This is a genomic window from Kitasatospora sp. NPDC036755 (assembly GCF_040636595.1).
Classification (GTDB): domain Bacteria; phylum Actinomycetota; class Actinomycetes; order Streptomycetales; family Streptomycetaceae; genus Kitasatospora.
In genome coordinates, this window is record NZ_JBEZUT010000053.1 from 16349 (window position 1) to 34216 (window position 17868).

Annotated in this window: 17 protein-coding genes; 13 read left to right on the top strand and 4 right to left on the bottom strand. The window is 71.7% G+C overall.

Features of this window, described 5'->3' with window-relative positions; genetic code table 11:
* Positions 1–183 precede the first annotated feature (183 nt).
* The 13 genes from AB0E96_RS11040 to AB0E96_RS11100 all read left to right on the top strand — a co-directional run bounded on the left by AB0E96_RS11040 (position 184) and on the right by AB0E96_RS11100 (position 12433).
* Entirely contained in the window at positions 184–1077 is an 894-nt protein-coding gene (locus AB0E96_RS11040) for an ABC transporter ATP-binding protein (RefSeq protein WP_359821273.1), read from the top strand.
* An 8-nt stretch (positions 1078–1085) separates the two neighbouring features.
* Complete coding sequence (locus AB0E96_RS11045; RefSeq protein ID WP_359821275.1) at positions 1086–2123, top strand: ABC transporter permease; 1038 nt, start codon at positions 1086–1088, stop codon at positions 2121–2123.
* The gene (locus AB0E96_RS11050) at positions 2120–3454 is read left to right on the top strand and encodes a YcaO-like family protein (RefSeq protein WP_359821277.1); all 1335 of its coding nucleotides are present in this window, start codon (positions 2120–2122) and stop codon (positions 3452–3454) included. The genes AB0E96_RS11045 and AB0E96_RS11050 overlap by 4 nt, the downstream gene beginning before the upstream one ends.
* A 40-nt stretch (positions 3455–3494) precedes the next feature.
* Positions 3495–4196 (top strand): TOMM precursor leader peptide-binding protein, encoded by a 702-nt coding sequence (locus AB0E96_RS11055; protein ID WP_359821280.1) that lies wholly within the window; start codon positions 3495–3497, stop codon positions 4194–4196.
* Between the two features lie 9 nt (positions 4197–4205).
* A complete protein-coding gene (locus AB0E96_RS11060; protein WP_359821282.1) occupies positions 4206–5882 on the top strand; it encodes a nitroreductase family protein in 1677 nt (558 codons plus the stop codon).
* A gap of 2 nt (positions 5883–5884) precedes the next feature.
* The gene (locus AB0E96_RS11065) at positions 5885–6685 is read left to right on the top strand and encodes a nitroreductase family protein (protein WP_359821285.1); all 801 of its coding nucleotides are present in this window, start codon (positions 5885–5887) and stop codon (positions 6683–6685) included.
* Positions 6686–6805: 120 nt separating this feature from the next.
* On the top strand, positions 6806–6982 hold the full coding sequence (locus tag AB0E96_RS11070; RefSeq protein ID WP_359821287.1) for a thiocillin family RiPP: 177 nt from the start codon (positions 6806–6808) through the stop codon (positions 6980–6982).
* Positions 6983–7019: 37 nt separating this feature from the next.
* Positions 7020–7196, top strand: coding sequence for a thiocillin family RiPP (locus AB0E96_RS11075; protein WP_359821289.1), 177 nt, complete (start codon positions 7020–7022; stop codon positions 7194–7196).
* 61 nt (positions 7197–7257) lie between these two features.
* Positions 7258–7434 (top strand): thiocillin family RiPP, encoded by a 177-nt coding sequence (locus tag AB0E96_RS11080; RefSeq protein WP_359821291.1) that lies wholly within the window; start codon positions 7258–7260, stop codon positions 7432–7434.
* A gap of 49 nt (positions 7435–7483) precedes the next feature.
* Complete coding sequence (locus tag AB0E96_RS11085; protein ID WP_359821293.1) at positions 7484–7684, top strand: thiocillin family RiPP; 201 nt, start codon at positions 7484–7486, stop codon at positions 7682–7684.
* Between the two features lie 101 nt (positions 7685–7785).
* Positions 7786–8955, top strand: a complete 1170-nt coding sequence (locus AB0E96_RS11090; RefSeq protein WP_359821296.1) for a PqqD family peptide modification chaperone — start codon at positions 7786–7788, stop codon at positions 8953–8955.
* Entirely contained in the window at positions 8952–11525 is a 2574-nt protein-coding gene (locus tag AB0E96_RS11095; protein WP_359821298.1) for a hypothetical protein, read from the top strand. The genes AB0E96_RS11090 and AB0E96_RS11095 overlap by 4 nt, the downstream gene beginning before the upstream one ends.
* Positions 11522–12433: a lantibiotic dehydratase C-terminal domain-containing protein gene (locus tag AB0E96_RS11100; protein WP_359821301.1), complete on the top strand. Its 912-nt coding sequence runs from the start codon at positions 11522–11524 to the stop codon at positions 12431–12433. The genes AB0E96_RS11095 and AB0E96_RS11100 overlap by 4 nt, the downstream gene beginning before the upstream one ends.
* 1417 nt (positions 12434–13850) lie before the next feature.
* Here AB0E96_RS11100 and AB0E96_RS11105 read toward each other — a convergent pair.
* The 4 genes from AB0E96_RS11105 to AB0E96_RS11120 all read right to left on the bottom strand — a co-directional run bounded on the left by AB0E96_RS11105 (position 13851) and on the right by AB0E96_RS11120 (position 17747).
* Complete coding sequence (locus AB0E96_RS11105; protein WP_359821304.1) at positions 13851–15059, bottom strand: HAMP domain-containing sensor histidine kinase; 1209 nt, start codon at positions 15057–15059, stop codon at positions 13851–13853.
* On the bottom strand, positions 15056–15895 hold the full coding sequence (locus AB0E96_RS11110; protein ID WP_359821306.1) for a response regulator transcription factor: 840 nt from the start codon (positions 15893–15895) through the stop codon (positions 15056–15058). Before AB0E96_RS11110 ends, AB0E96_RS11105 begins: the two co-directional genes overlap by 4 nt.
* Before the next feature lie 14 nt (positions 15896–15909).
* Positions 15910–16764 (bottom strand): hypothetical protein, encoded by an 855-nt coding sequence (locus tag AB0E96_RS11115; RefSeq protein ID WP_359821307.1) that lies wholly within the window; start codon positions 16762–16764, stop codon positions 15910–15912.
* A gap of 218 nt (positions 16765–16982) precedes the next feature.
* Positions 16983–17747 (bottom strand): class F sortase, encoded by a 765-nt coding sequence (locus AB0E96_RS11120; protein ID WP_359821310.1) that lies wholly within the window; start codon positions 17745–17747, stop codon positions 16983–16985.
* Between the last annotated feature and the right edge of the window lie 121 nt (positions 17748–17868).

The window sequence follows — 17868 nt, forward strand, 5'->3', positions numbered from 1 at the left end:
CCACCAGTCGGAGCGGCTTCAATTCTCACCTGGAAGGGCCCGAGCGTGTCCGCGTTGTACAAGGGTTTCCGGTCTCGCGCCGGCGCAGCCTCGGCTACGGGCGCGCCAGGCGGGACTCCCCCCGTCGGCGATGTCGTAGTCGACGTGCGGGAGCTACGGAAGGACTATGGCGGTAGGACCGTGGTGAACGGGGTCGACCTGCAGGTCGGTGCCGGCGAAGTGTTCGGCCTCCTGGGCCCGAATGGAGCCGGTAAGACCACGACCCTGGAATGTCTGGTGGGTCTACGCCGACCCACCGGGGGAACCATTCGCGTCCTCGGCGATGACCCTGCCGTTCACACGGAGGACTTCCGGCGTGCGGTGGCGGTGCAACCCCAGGAAGGCGCCCTGTTCTCCAACCTGACGGTACGGGAGACGGTTGAACTGTGGGCGTCTTTCTACCCTCGGCCGGACGACGTGGATGCCGTGATCGACCGAGTTGGGCTTTCGGACGAAGGGTCCCGGCGGGTCAAGGGGCTCTCCGGCGGCCAACGGCGGCGCCTTCTGCTGGCGGTGACCGTCGTAGGTCGTCCGAAGGTCCTGGTGCTGGACGAGCCGGCCGCCGGTCTCGATCCGCAGGCGCGGGAGCGGCTGTGGGCGGTGGTGCGAAAGCACCGTGAGGATGGCGGCACCGTGCTGCTGACCACCCATGACATGACCGAGGCCACCGAACTGTGCGATCGCATCGCCGTCCTGGTCGACGGCCGGATCGCTGCGTGCGACACCCCGGCCCGGCTTGTCTCCGCGCTGGCGACGACGAGCACGGTGACGTTCAGGGCCGGTTCGGAGGTGGCGCTGGAGGCACTCCGGGCGCTTCCTTCGGTCACCGCCGTCGAGGCGCTGCCGTACGGGGAAGGTCAGGTCACCGTCCACGTTCGCACGACCGATGGCGACGGGACGTTGCGCCGCATCGCCGCCGACCCTGTCCTGGACGCCAAGGAACTGGACGTCACCCGAGGCGGCTTGGAGCAGGTGTTCCACACGCTGGCCTCCTCCGACCGCCGCGACCCCGCGGGCGCACCCGGCAAGGAGGTCTGACCACCACCATGATCGAGATCCAAGCGCTACGACACCTGGTCAAGACCAATACCCGTGAGCTCGTCCGCGACGGCAAGACGGTCTTCTTCGTCCTGCTCTTTCCGCTGCTCTTCCTCGCGATGTTTCTGGGCTTCGGCTACCTGAACACCGGGGGCACCTACCACGTCGCCGTCCAGCCCTCCCCGACGCAGCAGCAGATCCTTCAGCACGCCGCCGGAATCAAGGGCCTCACGGTCGAGGGATGGACCCGGGGATCACCGCCCGCCCTGACCGACCTGGCCGGCTACGACGCGATCGTGACCGTCGCCGGCGGACGGGCCGTCGTCACCATCGACTCGGCGAAGTTCGGCGCGGTGAAGATTCTGCGGGAGGTACTGGGCGACAGCGGTATCGACGCCGGACGCACCGAGTTCCGTACGCCCGACGGCGGGCAGCCCTTCGACCCCGTCAAGGCGTCGCTGCCGACCGCGCTGGTCATGGCGCTGATGTCCGTGGCGTTCTTCGGAACGGCCACACCACTGATCGCGCTGCGCCAGCGCGGCACCCTGCGGCTGCTCGGCACCACCCCGTTGCGGCGGCGGACGTTCGTGGCGGCGCAGGCACCGGCCCGGCTCGCCTTGGTTGCGGTCCAACTGCTCGTGCTGGGAGGGGTGGCGGCCGGCTTGGGCTTCCTCCCGGCAGGAGCGGCGCTGCGCCTGTTCGCCACCGGCCTGCTGGGAGCACTGATGCTCTTCGCCTTCGGGTACCTGGCGGCTTCCCGCCTGCGAAACCCGGAGATCGCCAATGGCGTCCTGGCGGTACTCATGCCCGTCGTCCTCCTCTTGGGCGGCCTGTTCCTGCCGCTGCAGATGATGCCGGCGGCGCTACGCACCGTCTCCGACGCACTGCCCACCAGCTACCTGGTGGACGCACTGAACCACGACCTCACAGGGGCGGCCTCCGCCCACGGCCTGGTCGTCGACTGGCTGGTGATGGCCACGGCCGCACTGATCTTCGGCGGGCTCGCCGCCCGTCTGTTCCGTTGGGACCAGGGAGAAGGACAATGACCACCCCCGCGCTCCAGGCCGAACTCGGCCGACTCACCGATCTGGACACCTTGGTCGGCCCCTATGGGCTGGTCAGCCGGACACACCGACTGCCCAACCAGCACGGCGACGCCCGTTTCCCCATCTACACCGCCTCGTTGGGGAACCTCGCACCAGTGGTGGACAACGTCGCGCAGTCGCTCGGTGGGCGCGACGCCCGCGGGGACATGGACGGCGCCGGCGGCGCCCCGGACCCCGAGCGCGCCGCCCGGCTGAGCGTGGCCGAGGCGCTGGAGCGCTACTCCATGTGCGTGGTGCAGCCGGAGGGCGTCATCTGGGCGACGGCCGACGAACTCGGCTCCGAGGCTCTCGACCTGACCACCTTCCCGCGCTGCTCACCCGCGGAGCTGGCGCATCCGAAGGCGCTCACGGTGGACATCGACACCCGGGCGCCAATGCGCTGGGTACGCGGCTGGTCCCTCACCCAGCGCAAGCCCAAGTGGGTTCCGGCGGTGCAGGTTTGGATGCACATCCCGCCGCTGTCCATGGGCGAGCGCTGCTGGAATCCCATCTCCACCGGATGCGCGACGCATACCGATCTGGCGCAGGCCCTGGTCAACGCGTTGTGCGAGGTGGTGGAACGGGACGCGATCGCGCTCACCTGGTACCAGCGGCTAGCCCTGCCGCGCATCGAGTTCGACCGGGTGCCGGCGGCCCTGGAGCCGTTCCTGGAGAAGTCCCGCCGCAGCCTGGTCGACACCGCATTCTTCGACGCCACCTCGGACCTGGGCATTCCGACCGTCTACTCGGTCGACCTGTCGCCGCACAACGAGGTGCTGGGGCAGATGGTGATGTGCAACACGAGCCTGGATCCCGCGGATTCCGTGGCGAAGATCGTCAGGGAGTCCGCGTCATCCCGGATCGCCATGCAGGTACAGCGCGAGATGCCCGACTCGGTGGACGACTTCCAGCACGTCTTCCACGGCGCGGCCTACATGGGACGCCCGGAGCGCCGCCCCGAATTCGACTTCCTGCTGGAAAGCGGCGCGCGGCGTCGTTTCAGTGATCTGCCCACTCTCACCAGTGGCGCCGGCGGCCCGGACCTGGCCCTGCTGGTCGACAGGCTAGACCTGGCGGGCTACGAGGCGGTAGCGGTGGAGTGCACCACCGATGAAGCGCGGGACGCGGGCTTCCGGGTCGTCCGTGTGGTGGTGCCGGGGCTGATGCCTCTGTCCTTCACGCACCGCTCACGGTACCTCGCCCACCCTCGGCTCTACGAGGCACCTGTCCGGATGGGCTACCCGGTGCACGCCGAAGCGGATCTCAACCCCCTGCCGCAGCCTTTCGCGTGACCCGCCGCCCGCCGCTTTGTATCTGGAGAAGGGGACAGCAATGACCAAGGTGCACGTACTCGCACTCGGAGACTTCGGCACGGCCGTGGCGGAGCGGCTGCGACGGGACCACGACGGGGTCGTGGTCACCTCGGACCGGGAGGGCCCGCAGCAGTTCTCCGCGCGCTGGCCCAGGGCCGACGTGCGGGTGCTCGCCTCCTGGCGCGAGGCGCCCGCGGTGGCCGAGGCGCTCGACGCCCGCTCGGCTGCCTGGGGAACCCCGTGGCTTCCGGTGGTCGCGGAGCACCCCCGGCTGCGGATCGGGCCATTGGTGGTGCCGGGTAAGGGAGCCTGCTACCGCTGCTTCCGCCGCCGGCGCTCCCAGCACGAGCGGGACAGCGCGCTGACGGCCGCCCTGCACGCGCACTATGACGCCCATGCGGAGGCGGGGCCGGGAGGGTTCCTGCCCCAGCACGCGGTGCTGGCCGCCGGTGCGGCACTGGACCTGTTGCGGAGGTTGGAGCACGACGCCGGCGACAAGGACGCCGGGACCATACGCCACTGGCACCTGCTGGAGCAGCACCTCGCCGCCGCGCGGGTGGTCGGCGTCCACGGTTGCGACCGGTGCCGCCGAACGAGCACGTCGGCAGGATCGAGTTGGGAGGACCTGGCACGCGACCTGGACCCATGGCTACCGGTCCCCGCCGCACTCGACGTCCACGCCGACAGCATCACCACGCCACCGACTCCCGCTCGCGACTGAGGTATGACCATGGCTGACAACAAGCTCGTCTCTGCCCAGGACATGCGCCGCGCCGTCGCGACGGACCCGCAGTTCCGCCCCCCTACCCGTCCCGCACTCTGTCGCGGCCTGGTGGTAGTTCCCCTCCCGGACGGGATCCTCGTCGAGGGTGGCCCCAGCCGTCAGGTCCTTCGGGGCACCGCCACACGGGACCTCGTCCCCAAACTGCTGCCGCTGTTCGACGGCACGCGCGAACTGTCGGACATCGCCGATCAGTCCGACGTCCCGGTGGAGCACGTCGAGCAGGTGAGCGCCCTGCTGTACACCTGCGGCCTGCTGGAGGAGGGCGAGGCGCCGGACAGCGCCTCGGACAGCGCCGTCGCACCGTACTGGTCACGGAACCTCGACTCCACCCGGGTCAACCGCAACGCTCGCGAGGTGCAGCGAAGGCTGGCCGAAACACGGGTGGCGGTGGTCGGCCGCCGAGACGTCTGCGCGCTGATCCGGGACAACCTCACCGAGGCCGGCGCGACGCATGTCGCCCTGGCGGACGGCGGAATCCCCGACATCGCACCGGACCTGCTGATCGCCATCGCCGACGACGAGCGGACTGATCTGCAACCCCTGGCGTCCTGGTGCGCTACCCACGGTGTCCCTCTGCTGCCGGTTCACGTCAGCCACACGACGCTGGACCTGGGCCCCTACATCGACCCGGAGTTCACCGTCTCGTACGCCGAGGTGCAGCGGCACCGGGACGGTGCCGCTTCCGGAACCGACCGGCCGTCCGCCCTCGATGACGGCGTCGCGCGTTCCGTCATCGTCGCACTGATCACCAACCAGGTGACAGCACTCGTGGGACGGGTCGGATCGACGCCGGTCCTGCGCGGACTCGTCCGCACGGATCTGGATGCGTGGCAGCAGTCGTTGTACGTGATCGCCCCGATACCGGACCGCCCCGACGCCCGCTCGGCACTGACCTCGGCCGGGGTACCGCTCGCCCTCGCCTTCGAAACGTCGGTCGCCTTCTCCCCGCGCAGACTGCTCAACCCGCGAGACCACCAGATGCACTACAAGCCGGGCAACATCGCGCTGCAGCACGAGAGCAAGCGGTGGCCCAGCGCCCGCACCGTCGTCCTGCCCGGCGAAGGGGCGGTGCCGCACAGACCGCTCGACGCGGACACCGCGCCGTCCGTGGACCGGGTGACCCTCGACCATCTGACGTCGGTCCTCCTGCGGGGGGCCGGCCGACGCGAGGACCCCACGCCCACCCGTCACGTCCAGCGGTGGGCGCCCACGGGAGGCAACCTCGGATCGGTCCAGCTCCACGCGCTGGCCGGCGACGTCGACGGACTGCCGGCCGGCATCTGGGGGTACGAGTCCGCGGCCCACCGACTGGCACTGCTCGGCGACGCGACCGAACACGGGCTGCCCGAAGCCGGGGACGGCCCTGCGGTGACGATCGTGCTCACCGGCGCCCTCGCCCGGGTCGCGTCGAAGTACTCCGCCTTCGCCTGGCGGGTCGTACACCTGGACGCGGGCGTGGCCATCGCGCAGATGGCCCACGTGGCGCGGTCCCTCGGACTGCGGGCGCAGCCGCTCGACCGGTGGGACGACCTCGGTCTGGCCGCCCTGCTCGACCTCGACCTGGACGCGGAGCCCGTCACCGGTGTGCTGACGCTGCGTCCCTCTGCCGTGAAGGAGCGCTGACCGTGCCGATCGACTCCGCCCCGCTGCTGCCATCCCGGCGACAGGAGCAGGACCTTCCCCTGCTGCTCGACCACAACAGCGTCCTCCGGGAGATACAGGTCCGCAGCCGCCTGGACGCCGAGTCGCTCGACCGGCCCCTCACCACACCCGACCCGGCGCTGCGCGGCCTGCTGCGCATCTCCGCCGAAAAGCGGGCGGGCGGTGCGGGCGGCATTCCGGCCGTCGCCGCTCCGACGGGCCGAAAGTCGCTGGACGAGCTGCTGCGTCACCGCTCCTCGGTACGCACCTACGGCTCCCGGCCGGTAGCGGTCGAGGCCATCGCCGCAATGGTGCACCGGGCCTCGGACTTCGACCGTTCCGCGTGGCCCGACCACGGGTCCGGAGCCGAGTTGGAGTTCCTGGTGGCCGCGCGCGATGTCTCCGGACTGCCCCGGGGGCTGTACCTGTTCTCCCCGGAACGCGGCGACTTCACCGCTTTGGCGGACCTGCCCGGGAGCGAGGCCGCCGGTGACCTGGTGCTCCAACTGGAGTTCGCCGACGCCCCCGCCATCGTGCTCGTCTGCGGCCCCCTCGCGGGCTCCCTCGACCGCCACGGGGAGCACGGGCACCGGCTGCTCCTCACCCGTGCCGGCGCCGCTGCCCACACCGCCTGGCTCACGGCACTGGACCTGGGGCTCGTCGGCAGCATCTTCGCGGGGTTCCTGTCCGCCGCCCTCAAGCCGCTCGTGCCGGTCGATGGCTACCGCAGCACCCAGTTGCTCGCATTCTCCCTGGGCCACGCGCCCACCGGTGAGGACGGCTGAGCGCGTCCAGGTGGGCCAACACAGTCTCCGCGCCCTGTCCGGGGCGCGGGCAAGCGGCGGGCGCCACCACCGGTCGCCCGCCGGCCATCGCAAGTACCCGAGATCGAGAAGGAGAACGTCATGCCGTACGACACGGATGTGCTCGTCGACCTGTTCGCCGAGGACAACTCCCTGACCGTGGACGCCCTGCCCACCGACTCGTCGCTGGCGTCGGTGTCCACTGTCGGATCGCTGGGTTGCCTCTCCTGCCCTGGCTCCACCGCGATGTGCGCCGGAACAGCCAGCTCCCAGGGCTGACGATCACCTCGCCGACACCTGCCGAAAGGAAACCACCATGCCCGACACCATGAACCTCGACCTCTTCGCCGAGGACTTCGCGGCCAACCTGACCGCCGAGGTCCTCGACGACGCAGCCCTCCTGGGCACCTGGGGATCGCTGGGCACCTTCACCAGTGCGTCCTGCCCGGCCTCCACCGCGGGCACCAGCGCAAGCGCCTCGTCCGCCGGCTGAACCGGCACCGACGACACCCATCACCCCCAGAGCACCGGAACAGAGAAGGAGACAGACCCTCATGCAGCACGCCACGGAACTCGACCTGTTCGCCGAAGACTTCGTCGAGGGCCTTCAGGTCGAGCAGCTGAACGACAGCACCCTGCTCGCCAGCTGGACCTCCAGCAGCAGCGTCGGCTCGGCCAGCTGCCCCGGTTCCACCGCCTCCAGCGCCTCGACCGCCTCCTGCACGAACTGAACCCGGCGGAAGCACGGCTTCCGACCGCATCCCAGAAGGGAAGAACACCGTGAACACCACGTGGACCAACCCGTCGGCGCAGCCCATGACGGACACCTTCGCCATCGACCTCGCCGCCGAGGACATGACGGTGGAGCTGCTCGACGACAGCGCCCTGCTCGGCACCGCCGGCAGCTTCTCCAGCGGTGGTAGCGCCAGCTGCCCGGCCTCCTCGGTCGGCTCCGCCGCCTCCTGGTCCTCGGCCGGCTGACCTGGCCTGACTCGACCATGAGCAACACCGCCGGGTCGGCAATGTGCAAGATTGCCGACCCGGCGGTGTCCCTCCCAAGTATCCCCTCAGGAGGTCACTCCGTGCGATCCCTCGCAACGGCCATTCGACGCCGGGAGAGCGCAACCGGACAGAGCATCGTCGAAGCACCCACGGACACCGCATGGCTCGACACCGAACGGCTCGTACTGAAGGACGGCATCGAGCAGTTGGAGGGCATCGACGGCAGGCCCATGCTCTTCGACGGCTCCACCGGACGCTACGTCGCCGTTTCCCGCGCCGGGACGGTCGTCCTGTCGCTCCTCGACGGCGCTTCCACTGCGAGGGACGTGGTGCGGACGGTGACCGCTTCGTCGTCCGGCGAGCCCACCGCCATCGAGACCGCCGTGCTGCGCTTCTTCAGCGAACTCCGCCAGGCTGGCGTGCTCACCATCGCCCCCCAGGCGCAGACGCGCGGGCAGCGCGTCATGCGGTACTCGCTGCGCGAGCGGATGCCGCGCAAGGCACTGACGCGCTCGGTCCACGTACTGCTGGAGCCACTGGCCCGGCAGTTGCGCCGGCTACCGGTGGCCGTCGTGGTCGGCGCCTGGCTGGCCCTGGTAGGGGCGGCGGTCGCCGTGGCCGGCTACGCCCTTGCCGACCGGGGGGCGCCGCAGTTCTCCTCCTGGTCGTGGCTGGCGGTACTGCTTCTGGTCGCCCAGATCGCCGTACACGAACTCGGCCACGCGCTGGTCTGCCAGTACCTGCGGGTGCCGGTACGGGAAGCCGGCGTCACGCTGATGCTCTACGTGATGCCGGTGGCCTACGTGGACCGGACGGACGCCTACCGGGTTCGCAACCGCGCACCCCGCGTGCTTATCGCCCTCGCCGGCCCCATGAGCGACGCGATCTGGGCGGGCGTCACCGGTGGGGTGCTGCTCACCGCGCACGGGGCCGCGCACGACATCGCGAGCGCGCTGCTGCAACTGCAGCTGCTGCTGATGCTGGTCAACCTCAACCCGCTGCTGCCCTCCGACGGCTACCACGCCCTGGAGTCCGCGATGGGCTCCATCAATTTGCGCGGACGGTCGTTCGCCTATCTGACCCATCTCGTGACCAGGGCGCCCCTGCCCAGCCACCTCCTCGCGAGCAGCAGGACCAAGCGGGCCGGCTACTTCGCGTTCGGGGCGCTCTGCCTGCTGTACGGGCTCGTCCTGGTCGGCATGGTGCTGTCCTCGTGGTGGCGCGTCTTCGAGGCGGTGAGCGGCGCGTGAGGACAGCCCGGAACGCACCACAGGCCGGACTGCCCGCCACCGGGCACGGCCTCCCCACCGACTCCACCCCGACCGTCTCCCTGTTCACCGTGCACAGGGTCAACAGCCTTCCCGTCGAAGACCTCAATCTGGCGCTGCGCAGCACCGGCGCGTCCCTCCGTCTGGAGACGGCCCTGGAGCAGCAACTGGACGGCATCACCGGGCCGTTGTCGGAAGCGTTCCACGCACTGGTTCCCGCACTCGACCACGAGCCGGGCCTGCGCCGCGCGGTCCTCGGCCTGCGCCGCGCGGTGCACAACGGCCGATCCGTCACGCCGAGCCCGGCCGTCCTCCAGGCGGTGTCCGAGAGGCTGGCCCCGGCCACCAGCCGCTTGCTGGCCCGCTGGTCCGAGCGGACCGGCCGGCTCGCCGGGCAGCGCGCCGAGACCGACGCCAGGTACGGAGAGGAGACCGCGCGGGCCACCGTCCTCCTGCGTGAGGCACTCGCCGATCCCCGCCTCGCCCAAGGGCTCGCCCACGCCAGTCCGCACCTGCTGGGACATCTGACGTCGAAGCCGCTCGAACCGCAGAGCAAGGCCGCCAGGTCGGTCCTGGGCTATGTCTCCCGGGCGGCGCTCAAGACGAGTCCCTTCTCCCGGCTGACCGCGCTCGCTCTCGACGGCGTCCAGCCCAGCACCGATGGCCACAGCTACGTAGCCCAGCACCACGTCCGGTCCTGGCTCGACGTCCTCGCCCGGGACGAACGGACCGCTGCCGCGTTCCAGGTCGAGCCCAACGATTCGGCCCGGTACCTGGGGGACCGTCCGCACCTCCTGGTCTCCTCGTACAACGCGGGAGGAACCACGGCCTGGCGCTCGGACACCCTGGTCGACGCGGGTCTCTACGCACCACTCCTACGGACACTCGCCGCCTGGCCCCGGATGACGGTGGCCGAATGCCTGATCCGGATCGGGGGAGAGGATCCGTTCGCCGGCTACCTGCGACTGCTGGACACGGGCTGGCTCCGCCTGGTCCTGCCTTGGCGGCCGGACGACCGGCGGCCGCTCCCGGAGCTCGCCCGTTCCCTGGACGGACTGGACCACCCGGTCGCGCGACGGACCGCGACCCTGCTCCGCCACCTCGACTCCGAGGCGGCCGAACTGTCCCGGCTGCCGGGTGCGCGACGCGTCCGGATCGTGGAACAGCTCGCGGCGAGCACACGGCCGGGCGCTGACGGAGATCCCCGCCCGACCGTCCGATTCGCCGTCTACGAGGACGCCGTCGCGGACGTCACCGCGGACATTCCCGGTGACCACGTCCGAGCGGACCTGGCCGAACTGGGCAGGCTGATCCGCCCCCAGGTGTTCCGCTCGCACATCTACGACTGGTTGCGTGACGAGTTCGTGCTCCGACACGGATCGGGCCGGCGCTGCTCCGACGTCTTCCAGTTCCTGTGGGAGGTCGCGGCGGACCCCGAGCACGACCGGAAGTTCACCCGCGCACTGCTGCTGGACCGTGGCATGATGGGCCGTCCGACCGACCGGGCGTGGCTTCCCGTCTCGGCCAGCAGCGCACCGCCGACGACCGCGGTGCTCTACCAGCTCGCGGCGGCCTCTGCGGACGACATCCGCCAAGGGTGCCACCGCTTGGTGGTCAACCAGTACAACCCTGGGATGGGCGGGCTGGTCGCGCGGTTCCGCGACCTTCTCGCACCCGGCCGGCCGGGTGAAATGGGCCTCACGGAACATCTGCAAGGCTGGGTCGCCGAGGCGTTTCCCCAGGCGGTCCCACGCCAACTCACGCTGTCCGGCGACGTCAACGGCATGCACCGGGCCGCGGACGGCGTACTGCCCGCGCTGCGTTGGCCGGGCGAGCCGTCCGGCCCCGGCGGCTCACCGGGCTCGGCGTCCGGCATCACCGTCGAACACGATCCGACGACCGACACGCTGAGGCTGGCCACCGAGGACGGGGAGACCATCGCACCCGTGTACCTGGGAGTCGTCCCCATCCACCTGATTCCCGGGGTGGCCCGGCTGCTGCTCAGCCTCGCGGACCCGTGGGTCAACGGCTCCCGGCTGAGCTGCACCCGCAGCCCGCTTGATGCCACGTCTCCCCCGCAACAGGGCGGGGTCGAGCTACTCCCTGGCGTTTCCCACGGTCGGCTGGTACTCGGCCGCCGCACCTGGCGGTTCGCCCCGGGGGTGATCCCCCGGCCGGAGAAGGGCGAGACACCGGTGGCGTTCTTCCGGCGGATGCACCGGTGGCGGGTCGGCCACGGGATTCCGGACGAGGTCTTCCTCTCCGTGGAGAGCTCCGTGCCGACCGGCGACCAGGCCGCCACCAAGCCGGCGTGGCTGTCCTTCCTGAGCCCGCACGCCGTATGGGCGGCTGCGACCCAACTGGGATCCGCCACGCACATGGTGGCGATCCGGCTCGCGGTTGCGGCGCCGGATCGCTCCGAGTACTGGGTGCGGGACGGCCGAGGGCTGAGCCGTGCCGCCGAGCACATCTCGCTGCTGCGCTGGGAGCGTCCGGAGCCGGCACAGGCCGGCCGGCACGAGCCGGACGGAACTCGGGTGGAGAACCGATGAACGAGGGTCTGACCGAAGCGGACTGGTGGTACGTGCGCCTCTATCCCGGCGGTCTGGAACATCTGGACGAGGCGGTGACCAGTTGCCTTCCGCCACTGGTCGAGACAGCACTGGCCGGGGGAAGCGACCGCTGGTTCTTCATCCAGTACACCGACTGGAACGGCCCGCATCTGCGGCTGCGGATTCACGGCCCACGGCACCTGCTCGACTCCCTGCACCGCCGACTGCCCGCTCTCGCCATCGACTGCGAGCGGCTTGCGGGCCGCGCCCCCACCGAGCGCCCCCTGCTGCTCCCGCTCGACCTGCGCCCCTTCGTGGGACGGCACGCGGGCGCCGACGTCGCCGTGTACGAACCCGAGGACGGAAAGTACGGCGGGCCGACCGGCACCCGGCTCGCCGAGGAAGTGTTCCAGCACTCCAGCGAGTTGGCCCTGTGGGGCGTTGGCCTCGCCAGGACCCCGGATCGCGCCGCGCTGGCGGTGCTGCTCCTTCGCGGCTCGGTTGCCGCACTGCAGAGGGTGTCTCCCCCCGAGGGAGTCCGGCCGGTAAGCGAGAGCCAGTTCTGGCATCGGCACTTCATGTGGTGGACCCAGGACGTGGGCCACGCCGCCGAGCAGTTGCGCACCCGGTTGCGCGACGATGCCGAACAGGACCGCTGGGGGATCGAGGACCGGGCCGAATCGCTGGCATCCGATCCGGTCGTCCGGCACCGGATCGAGGAATGGACGTCGGTCGTGGCCGCGTACCTGGACCGGGCATCCCACCACGCCGTTCCCCACAGTGCAGCTCACCTGGTTTTCCACCAGGCCCACATGATGCTCAACCGAATCGGGATCCTGCCACGCGAGGAGGCACTGCTCGGCGTCCTGGCAGCGCGCGCTGAATTTGTCCGGGACCTGCCGGTGTGACGGAAAACTGACGGATAGTGGGTAGGGACAATCGACGAGCCGTCCGGCGCCCGCCGGAGTGATGGAGGTCTGACATGAAGCAGTCGTCGGCAGGGGCCGGCCGCGCCCGCACGCTGAGCGTGATACTCGTCCTGGGGGCGGTCGCCGGCACGGTGACCGGGTTCCTGGCCGGGGACTCGTCGGTCCGGGCGGTGTGCGTGGGACTCTCGGTGGTTCTCCTCTGTGTCGCAGGAGCGGCCTGGAAGACAAGCGGCAATCGAGGCGACGCCACGCACGACTGAACGGGCTGTCCGGCCGAAGCAGCGGACCCAGCTGCGCGCTCGTTTGCAGCTGGGCCGCGCCGGCCTTCGTGGGTTACCGACAGGGCCAGCCCCCCGACAGAGGGTCGCGGGACCTCTTGGGGGCAGGCGGTGGACGCGAACCGGCTGGTGGAAGGTGTCCCGGTTGCGGTCAGCCGGGAGGGGTTGCGCCGCACGGTTCGGTAAAGACGTAGCCGGTTTCCAGCCATCGTTCGCCTGCGGCGTTGAGGTTCCCCGGTGCGCGGTGGGCGCGGGAAGCCCGGAACTCCCGGCTGGCGAGAGTGACCGGGTCGGGGCGTCGTCCACGTCGGCCGCCTTTTTCTCCTGTGCCCGTTCGAGCACAGCGGCCAGGGCGCCGGCGCCCTGGGCGCCGCCGCTGTCAACGCTCATCCGGCCTTGGACCTTGACGGCATTGTCGACCAGCGCGGTGGTGCGGGGGCCGAAGCGGGTGATCCTGCTCGTCACCCTCGGCATCACGTGATCAAACCGGGCAGATCGCCCGAACGACGCCGACCTGGTCTTCATGCCCATGAAGGCACAAGTGGCCACCCAGCTCTATGCATTCAACTGACACCAGTGGCATGCGGTGTTCTGAACGCTCAGGAGGATGGCGTGCCCCGGTTGGTCGCTTCTGATATCGCTTCTTCTCTCCAATTCCACGAAAAGCTCTCCGAAAGCGTGATGGGCGCGTGGATATTCGGGTGCGATACCAGTCCGGCGAACCATCGGGGTAGATGGAGGCGAAGTGCAGGGCCAGCTCAATTGGTCGCGCTCCGTGGTCATCGCGATGAGGGGAGCGGCTGCCGGTACCTGTGAGCGCGCAGCGCTGGCCACCCTTGGCCAGTGCTCGTACGGGACCTGTGTGCCTGTGATACTGGCGGGCGCCGGCGGAGGGGCGAGCAGCACGGCGGTCGGCGTTGGCCATGCCGGCGGACCGCTTCGCGGCACGGAATCGGCACACATGAGGCTGAGAAACGACGCTAACCGACGAGAGTCAAGGAGCGCGATTTTCGCAGGTCAGGCGCCATGTCGTCGGTTCGAACCCGACAGGGGGCTCATTGCAGCGGGGGAAGGGCCGGGCCGACGGATGTCGGGCCGGCCCTTCGGCGTTGGCGGGGTCAGTCCTGGGGGAGGGTGAGGGTGGCGAGGGCGCCGCCGGTGGGGTGGTTGGTGAAGGTCAGGGTGGCGCCGATGACGCGGGCGTGGCCGGTGGCGATGGTGAGGCCGAGGCCGTGTCCGCGGCCGCGTTCGGGGGCGTTGGTGCGGAAGCGCTGCGGGCCGTGGCGCAGGAGGTCCTCGGGGTAGCCGGGGCCGTGGTCGCGGACGGTGATCCGGGGGCCGTCGACGTTCAGGTGGACCGGGCCGGCGCCGTGGCGGTGGGCGTTGAGGATCAGGTTGCCGAGGATGCGGTCCAGTCGGCGCAGGTCGGTGCGGACCTGCCGGTCGGCGGTGATCTCGACGGTGACGTCCAGGCCGGTGAGGGAGACGGTGCGGCGGGCCGCGCGTTCCAGCGGGACGGCGGAGAGGTCGGGGGCCTCGGCGTCCGCGTCCAGCCGGGAGACCTCGAGGAGGTCCTCGACCAGGCCGCGCAGCGCCTGGACCCGGTTCTGCACGAGCTGGGTGGGGCGCCCGGGCGGCAGCAGTTCGGCGGCGGTGACCAGCCCGGTGAGCGGGGTGCGCAGTTCGTGGGCGACGTCCGCGGTGAAGCGCTGTTCGTCCTCCAGTCTGCGGTGCAGGGTGCGGGACATCAGGTCGACGGCGGCGGCGAGGTCGGCCACTTCGTCCCGGCCGTCGACGAGTTCGCCGATCCGGGTGTCCGTCCCGCCGGCCGCGATGCCCCGGGCGGCGGTCGCCGCGGTGCGCAGCCGGCGGCTGATCCGGTCGGCGACGAGCACGCCGGCCAGCACGGTGGTGAAGACCGCGGCGACGACGGTGAGCAGGATGATGCGGTCCAGGTCGGCGATGGCCCGGCGGTCCTGGGTGAAGTCGATCCGGACGGACAGCACTCCCTCCCGCACCGGGACGGCCGCCCACATCGATTCACCGCCCCTGTCGGCGGCGAGCAGTGAGCCGCGCCGGCCGGCCGTGGCGAGGGTGTGCAACCGGTCGGGCAGGGCCGGGTCGTTCAGGGCGGCGCCGGCGGCGAGGGCCTTCCTGCCGTCGCGGCTGTAGTCGGCGAGCGCGGAGTCGAGGGCGGTGAGGGAGGAGGCGCGGGCCTGGTCGACGTGTTGACGGATCATCGCCTGGTGGACCAGCAGGCCGACGGCCACGGCGACCAGGACGGCGATGGCGGCGACGGCGGTGGCGATCTGGCGGCGCAGGGTCATGCCGGGCGCCGCAGCTTGTAGCCGAAGCCGCGGACGGTCTCGATCCGGCCGGAGCCGATCTTGGCGCGCAGCCGCTGCACGTGGACGTCCACGACCCGGGTGTCGGCGCCCCACTCGTAGTCCCAGACGCGTTCCAGCAGGGTGGAGCGTTCCAGCACGATGCCGGGGGCGGCGGTGAACTCCAGCAGCAGCCGCAGTTCGGTGGGGGTGAGCGGGACGAGGCGCCCGTCCACCCGGACCTCCATGCTGTCGGTGTCCACCTGGAGGCCGTCGAAGCTGCGGACGGCGGCGGGCGGGACGGGCGCGGGCGCGCGGGAGGACACGGGCGCGGGGGAGGACGCGGACGCGGGGGAGGACGCGGGGGAGACGACATGCCCGGCCGGGGAGGCCTCTGGTGCCGTCGGGGGTTCGGCCGGAGCGGCCGGGGGAGGCGGCGAGTCGGTGCCCGGCACGACCCGGATGCGGCGCAGCACGGTACGGATCCGGGCGACCAGGACGGCGCTCTCGAAGGGCTTGACCACGTAGTCGTCCGCCCCGGCCTCCAGCCCGGAGACCACGTCCACCGGGTCGGTGCGGGCGGACATCATCAGGATCGGCAGCTGGCTCTCCTCCCGGATCCGGCGGCAGAGGCCGACCCCGTCGAGCAGCGGCAGCATGACGTCCAGCAGGAGCAGGTCGGGCCGTACGGCGTGGAAGGCCTCCAGCCCTTCCAGGCCGTCGGCCGCCGTGGTGACGGGGAAGCCGTAGCGCTCCAGTGCCATCCGGGTGGCCTCGCGGATCACCTCGTCGTCCTCGACCAGGAGGATGTGCGGGTGGGCGGGGGCCGCTGGGGGCACCGGGGGCACTGGATTCATCGCTTCGCTTCCGGGAGCACGGCGGGGGCTGAGGGCTGGACGGGCACGGAGGACGGCCGGACGGCGCGCGGGGACGGGACGACGGCCTCGGGGGCCGGCTGCTTGGGCGTGAGCTGGGTGGGGCGTCCCGGAACGGGGCCGGGCTCGGCTGCCGCGGTGGCGGACCGGCCGGGCTCGGCGCCGGTGGGCGGAAGCAATCCGACGCCCTCGTCCTTGCGCTCCGTCAGCGCGAGCCTGGTTCCGTCCCAGTGGTACTGGCTGGTGGTCCGGACGTCGACGCTGGTCGACTCGTACAGCCGGAGGTCGGTGCCGATGGTCACGGCGTTGAACGCGGGCTGGACCTGCACCTGGAGGACGGGCATCATGCGGTCCTCGGTGAGGGCGTAGACGTGCAGCACCACCCGCCCGGGCACGGTGACGACGGTGATCAGCTCGGGCTGCCCGTCCCCGGTGAGGTCACGGAACTCGGGGGTGCGGACCTCGCACCCGGTGCAGGATCCGAGCGCCTGACGTTCCTCCGCGCCCACCGCCGGGTCCTTGGCGAGGACGGCGCGGACGTCGACGGCGGTGATGTCCCGCCCGGGGACGGTCAGGTCCGGTACGGGCTGCGGCGGCTTCGGGGTGACACCGGGCGTGGGCGCGGCCGCCGCCGGGGTGGTGGGCAGCTGCGGCCAGAGCGGCAGGGACTCCGCGGGCGGCGCGGTGACCTCGACCGGGCCCTGGTCGTGCAGGCCGCCGGGGGCGGGCCGGCCGAAGGCCAGGGCGGCGAGGGCGAGCAGGACGACCAGGCCGGCCAGGGCGAGGACCGGGACGGTGCCGGGTCGGCGGCGGAGTGCTGGTGGTGCTGCCACGGTCGGTGCTCGCCCTCCTGGTCTGCGGCTGTTCGGGTTCGTCGCCCCGGTCGCACTCCGGTCGTACGCCGGTCGTACTCCGGTCGTGCCCCGGCCGTACCCCCGGGAGCGGCTCGGTCGGGACTCGGTCGCGTCCCCGTTGGTGGGTCGCGTCCCCGCTGGTAGGTCGCCCGGGCGGCGGTGGACGGTTCCGCGACGGCACGTGCGTGCCGCCGCCGTCAGGCCGGGTCCGCCAGCACGATGATGTTGTCCGTCCAGTGGCCGTCCGCGCCGATCTGCCCGCCGCAGGTGATCAGCCGGAGCGCGGGCGTGGGCGTGTCGCCGTACACCTGCTCGGTCGGGAAGCGGTCCTTGGCGGCCTGGAGCAGCGTGCGGACCTTGAAGTCCACGGTGCTGCCGTCCGCCCGCCGGATCCGGATCGGCTCGCCGGGCCGCAGCTTCGGCAGCTGCTTGAACACCGCCGGGCCGTGCGCGGTGTCGAGGTGCCCGATGAGCACGGCGGGGCCGGTCTCGCCGGGGGTGGGGCCGTTGCGGTACCAGCCGACCTCGTCGCCGTGGTCGGCCGACGGCACCTCGACCGTGCCGTCCGGGTTCAGACCGAGCTCGGCCACCGGCGCGTCCACCCCGACGGAGGGGACGAGCAGGCGGGTCGGCGGGGAGGGCGGGTACGGCTTGGCGGTGGTGGGCGGCTCGCCCGCCGGGGTCGAGGAGCCGGGGGCCGCGGGGGTGTCCGTGCCGGCGGCGGCGCCGGCGGTGGTGCCGGTGACGGCACCGTGCCCGGAGGTCTCGACCCGCACCACCGGGGTCTGCCGGCCGGACAGCGCGAGCGAGGTGCCGAGCACCAGGCAGAGCAGGCCCGCGGTGCCGAAGGCGGTGCGGCGCAGGGGCCCGGGGCCGGGCCGGGCGGCGCGCCGGCGACCCCGCCGGCGGTCCTGGGCGCGCCCGCGGTCCCGGGTGCGTCGGTGGCTGACGGTCCCCGTCACCGGGGCGGCCCCGGGGGCGCGTGGCCCGCGGGGCCGGGCGGGGGGTAGGGCGCGGGGGGGGCCGGGGGGGGCGGGGGAGATGGGGGGGGCGGGGGGTTGGGGGAGTGGGGTTGGGGGTGGG

What these genes read in the sequence shown, in the direction of transcription:
- AB0E96_RS11045 (WP_359821275.1), top strand. Translation starts at nt 1,086, where the DNA reads ATGATCGAGATCCAAGCGCTACGACACCTGGTCAAGACCAATACCCGT.
- AB0E96_RS11050 (WP_359821277.1), top strand. Translation starts at nt 2,120, where the DNA reads ATGACCACCCCCGCGCTCCAGGCCGAACTCGGCCGACTCACCGATCTG.
- AB0E96_RS11055 (WP_359821280.1), top strand. Translation starts at nt 3,495, where the DNA reads ATGACCAAGGTGCACGTACTCGCACTCGGAGACTTCGGCACGGCCGTG.
- AB0E96_RS11060 (WP_359821282.1), top strand. Translation starts at nt 4,206, where the DNA reads ATGGCTGACAACAAGCTCGTCTCTGCCCAGGACATGCGCCGCGCCGTC.
- AB0E96_RS11070 (WP_359821287.1), top strand. Translation starts at nt 6,806, where the DNA reads ATGCCGTACGACACGGATGTGCTCGTCGACCTGTTCGCCGAGGACAAC.
- AB0E96_RS11075 (WP_359821289.1), top strand. Translation starts at nt 7,020, where the DNA reads ATGCCCGACACCATGAACCTCGACCTCTTCGCCGAGGACTTCGCGGCC.
- AB0E96_RS11080 (WP_359821291.1), top strand. Translation starts at nt 7,258, where the DNA reads ATGCAGCACGCCACGGAACTCGACCTGTTCGCCGAAGACTTCGTCGAG.
- AB0E96_RS11100 (WP_359821301.1), top strand. Translation starts at nt 11,522, where the DNA reads ATGAACGAGGGTCTGACCGAAGCGGACTGGTGGTACGTGCGCCTCTAT.
- AB0E96_RS11105 (WP_359821304.1), bottom strand. Translation starts at nt 15,059, where the DNA reads ATGACCCTGCGCCGCCAGATCGCCACCGCCGTCGCCGCCATCGCCGTC.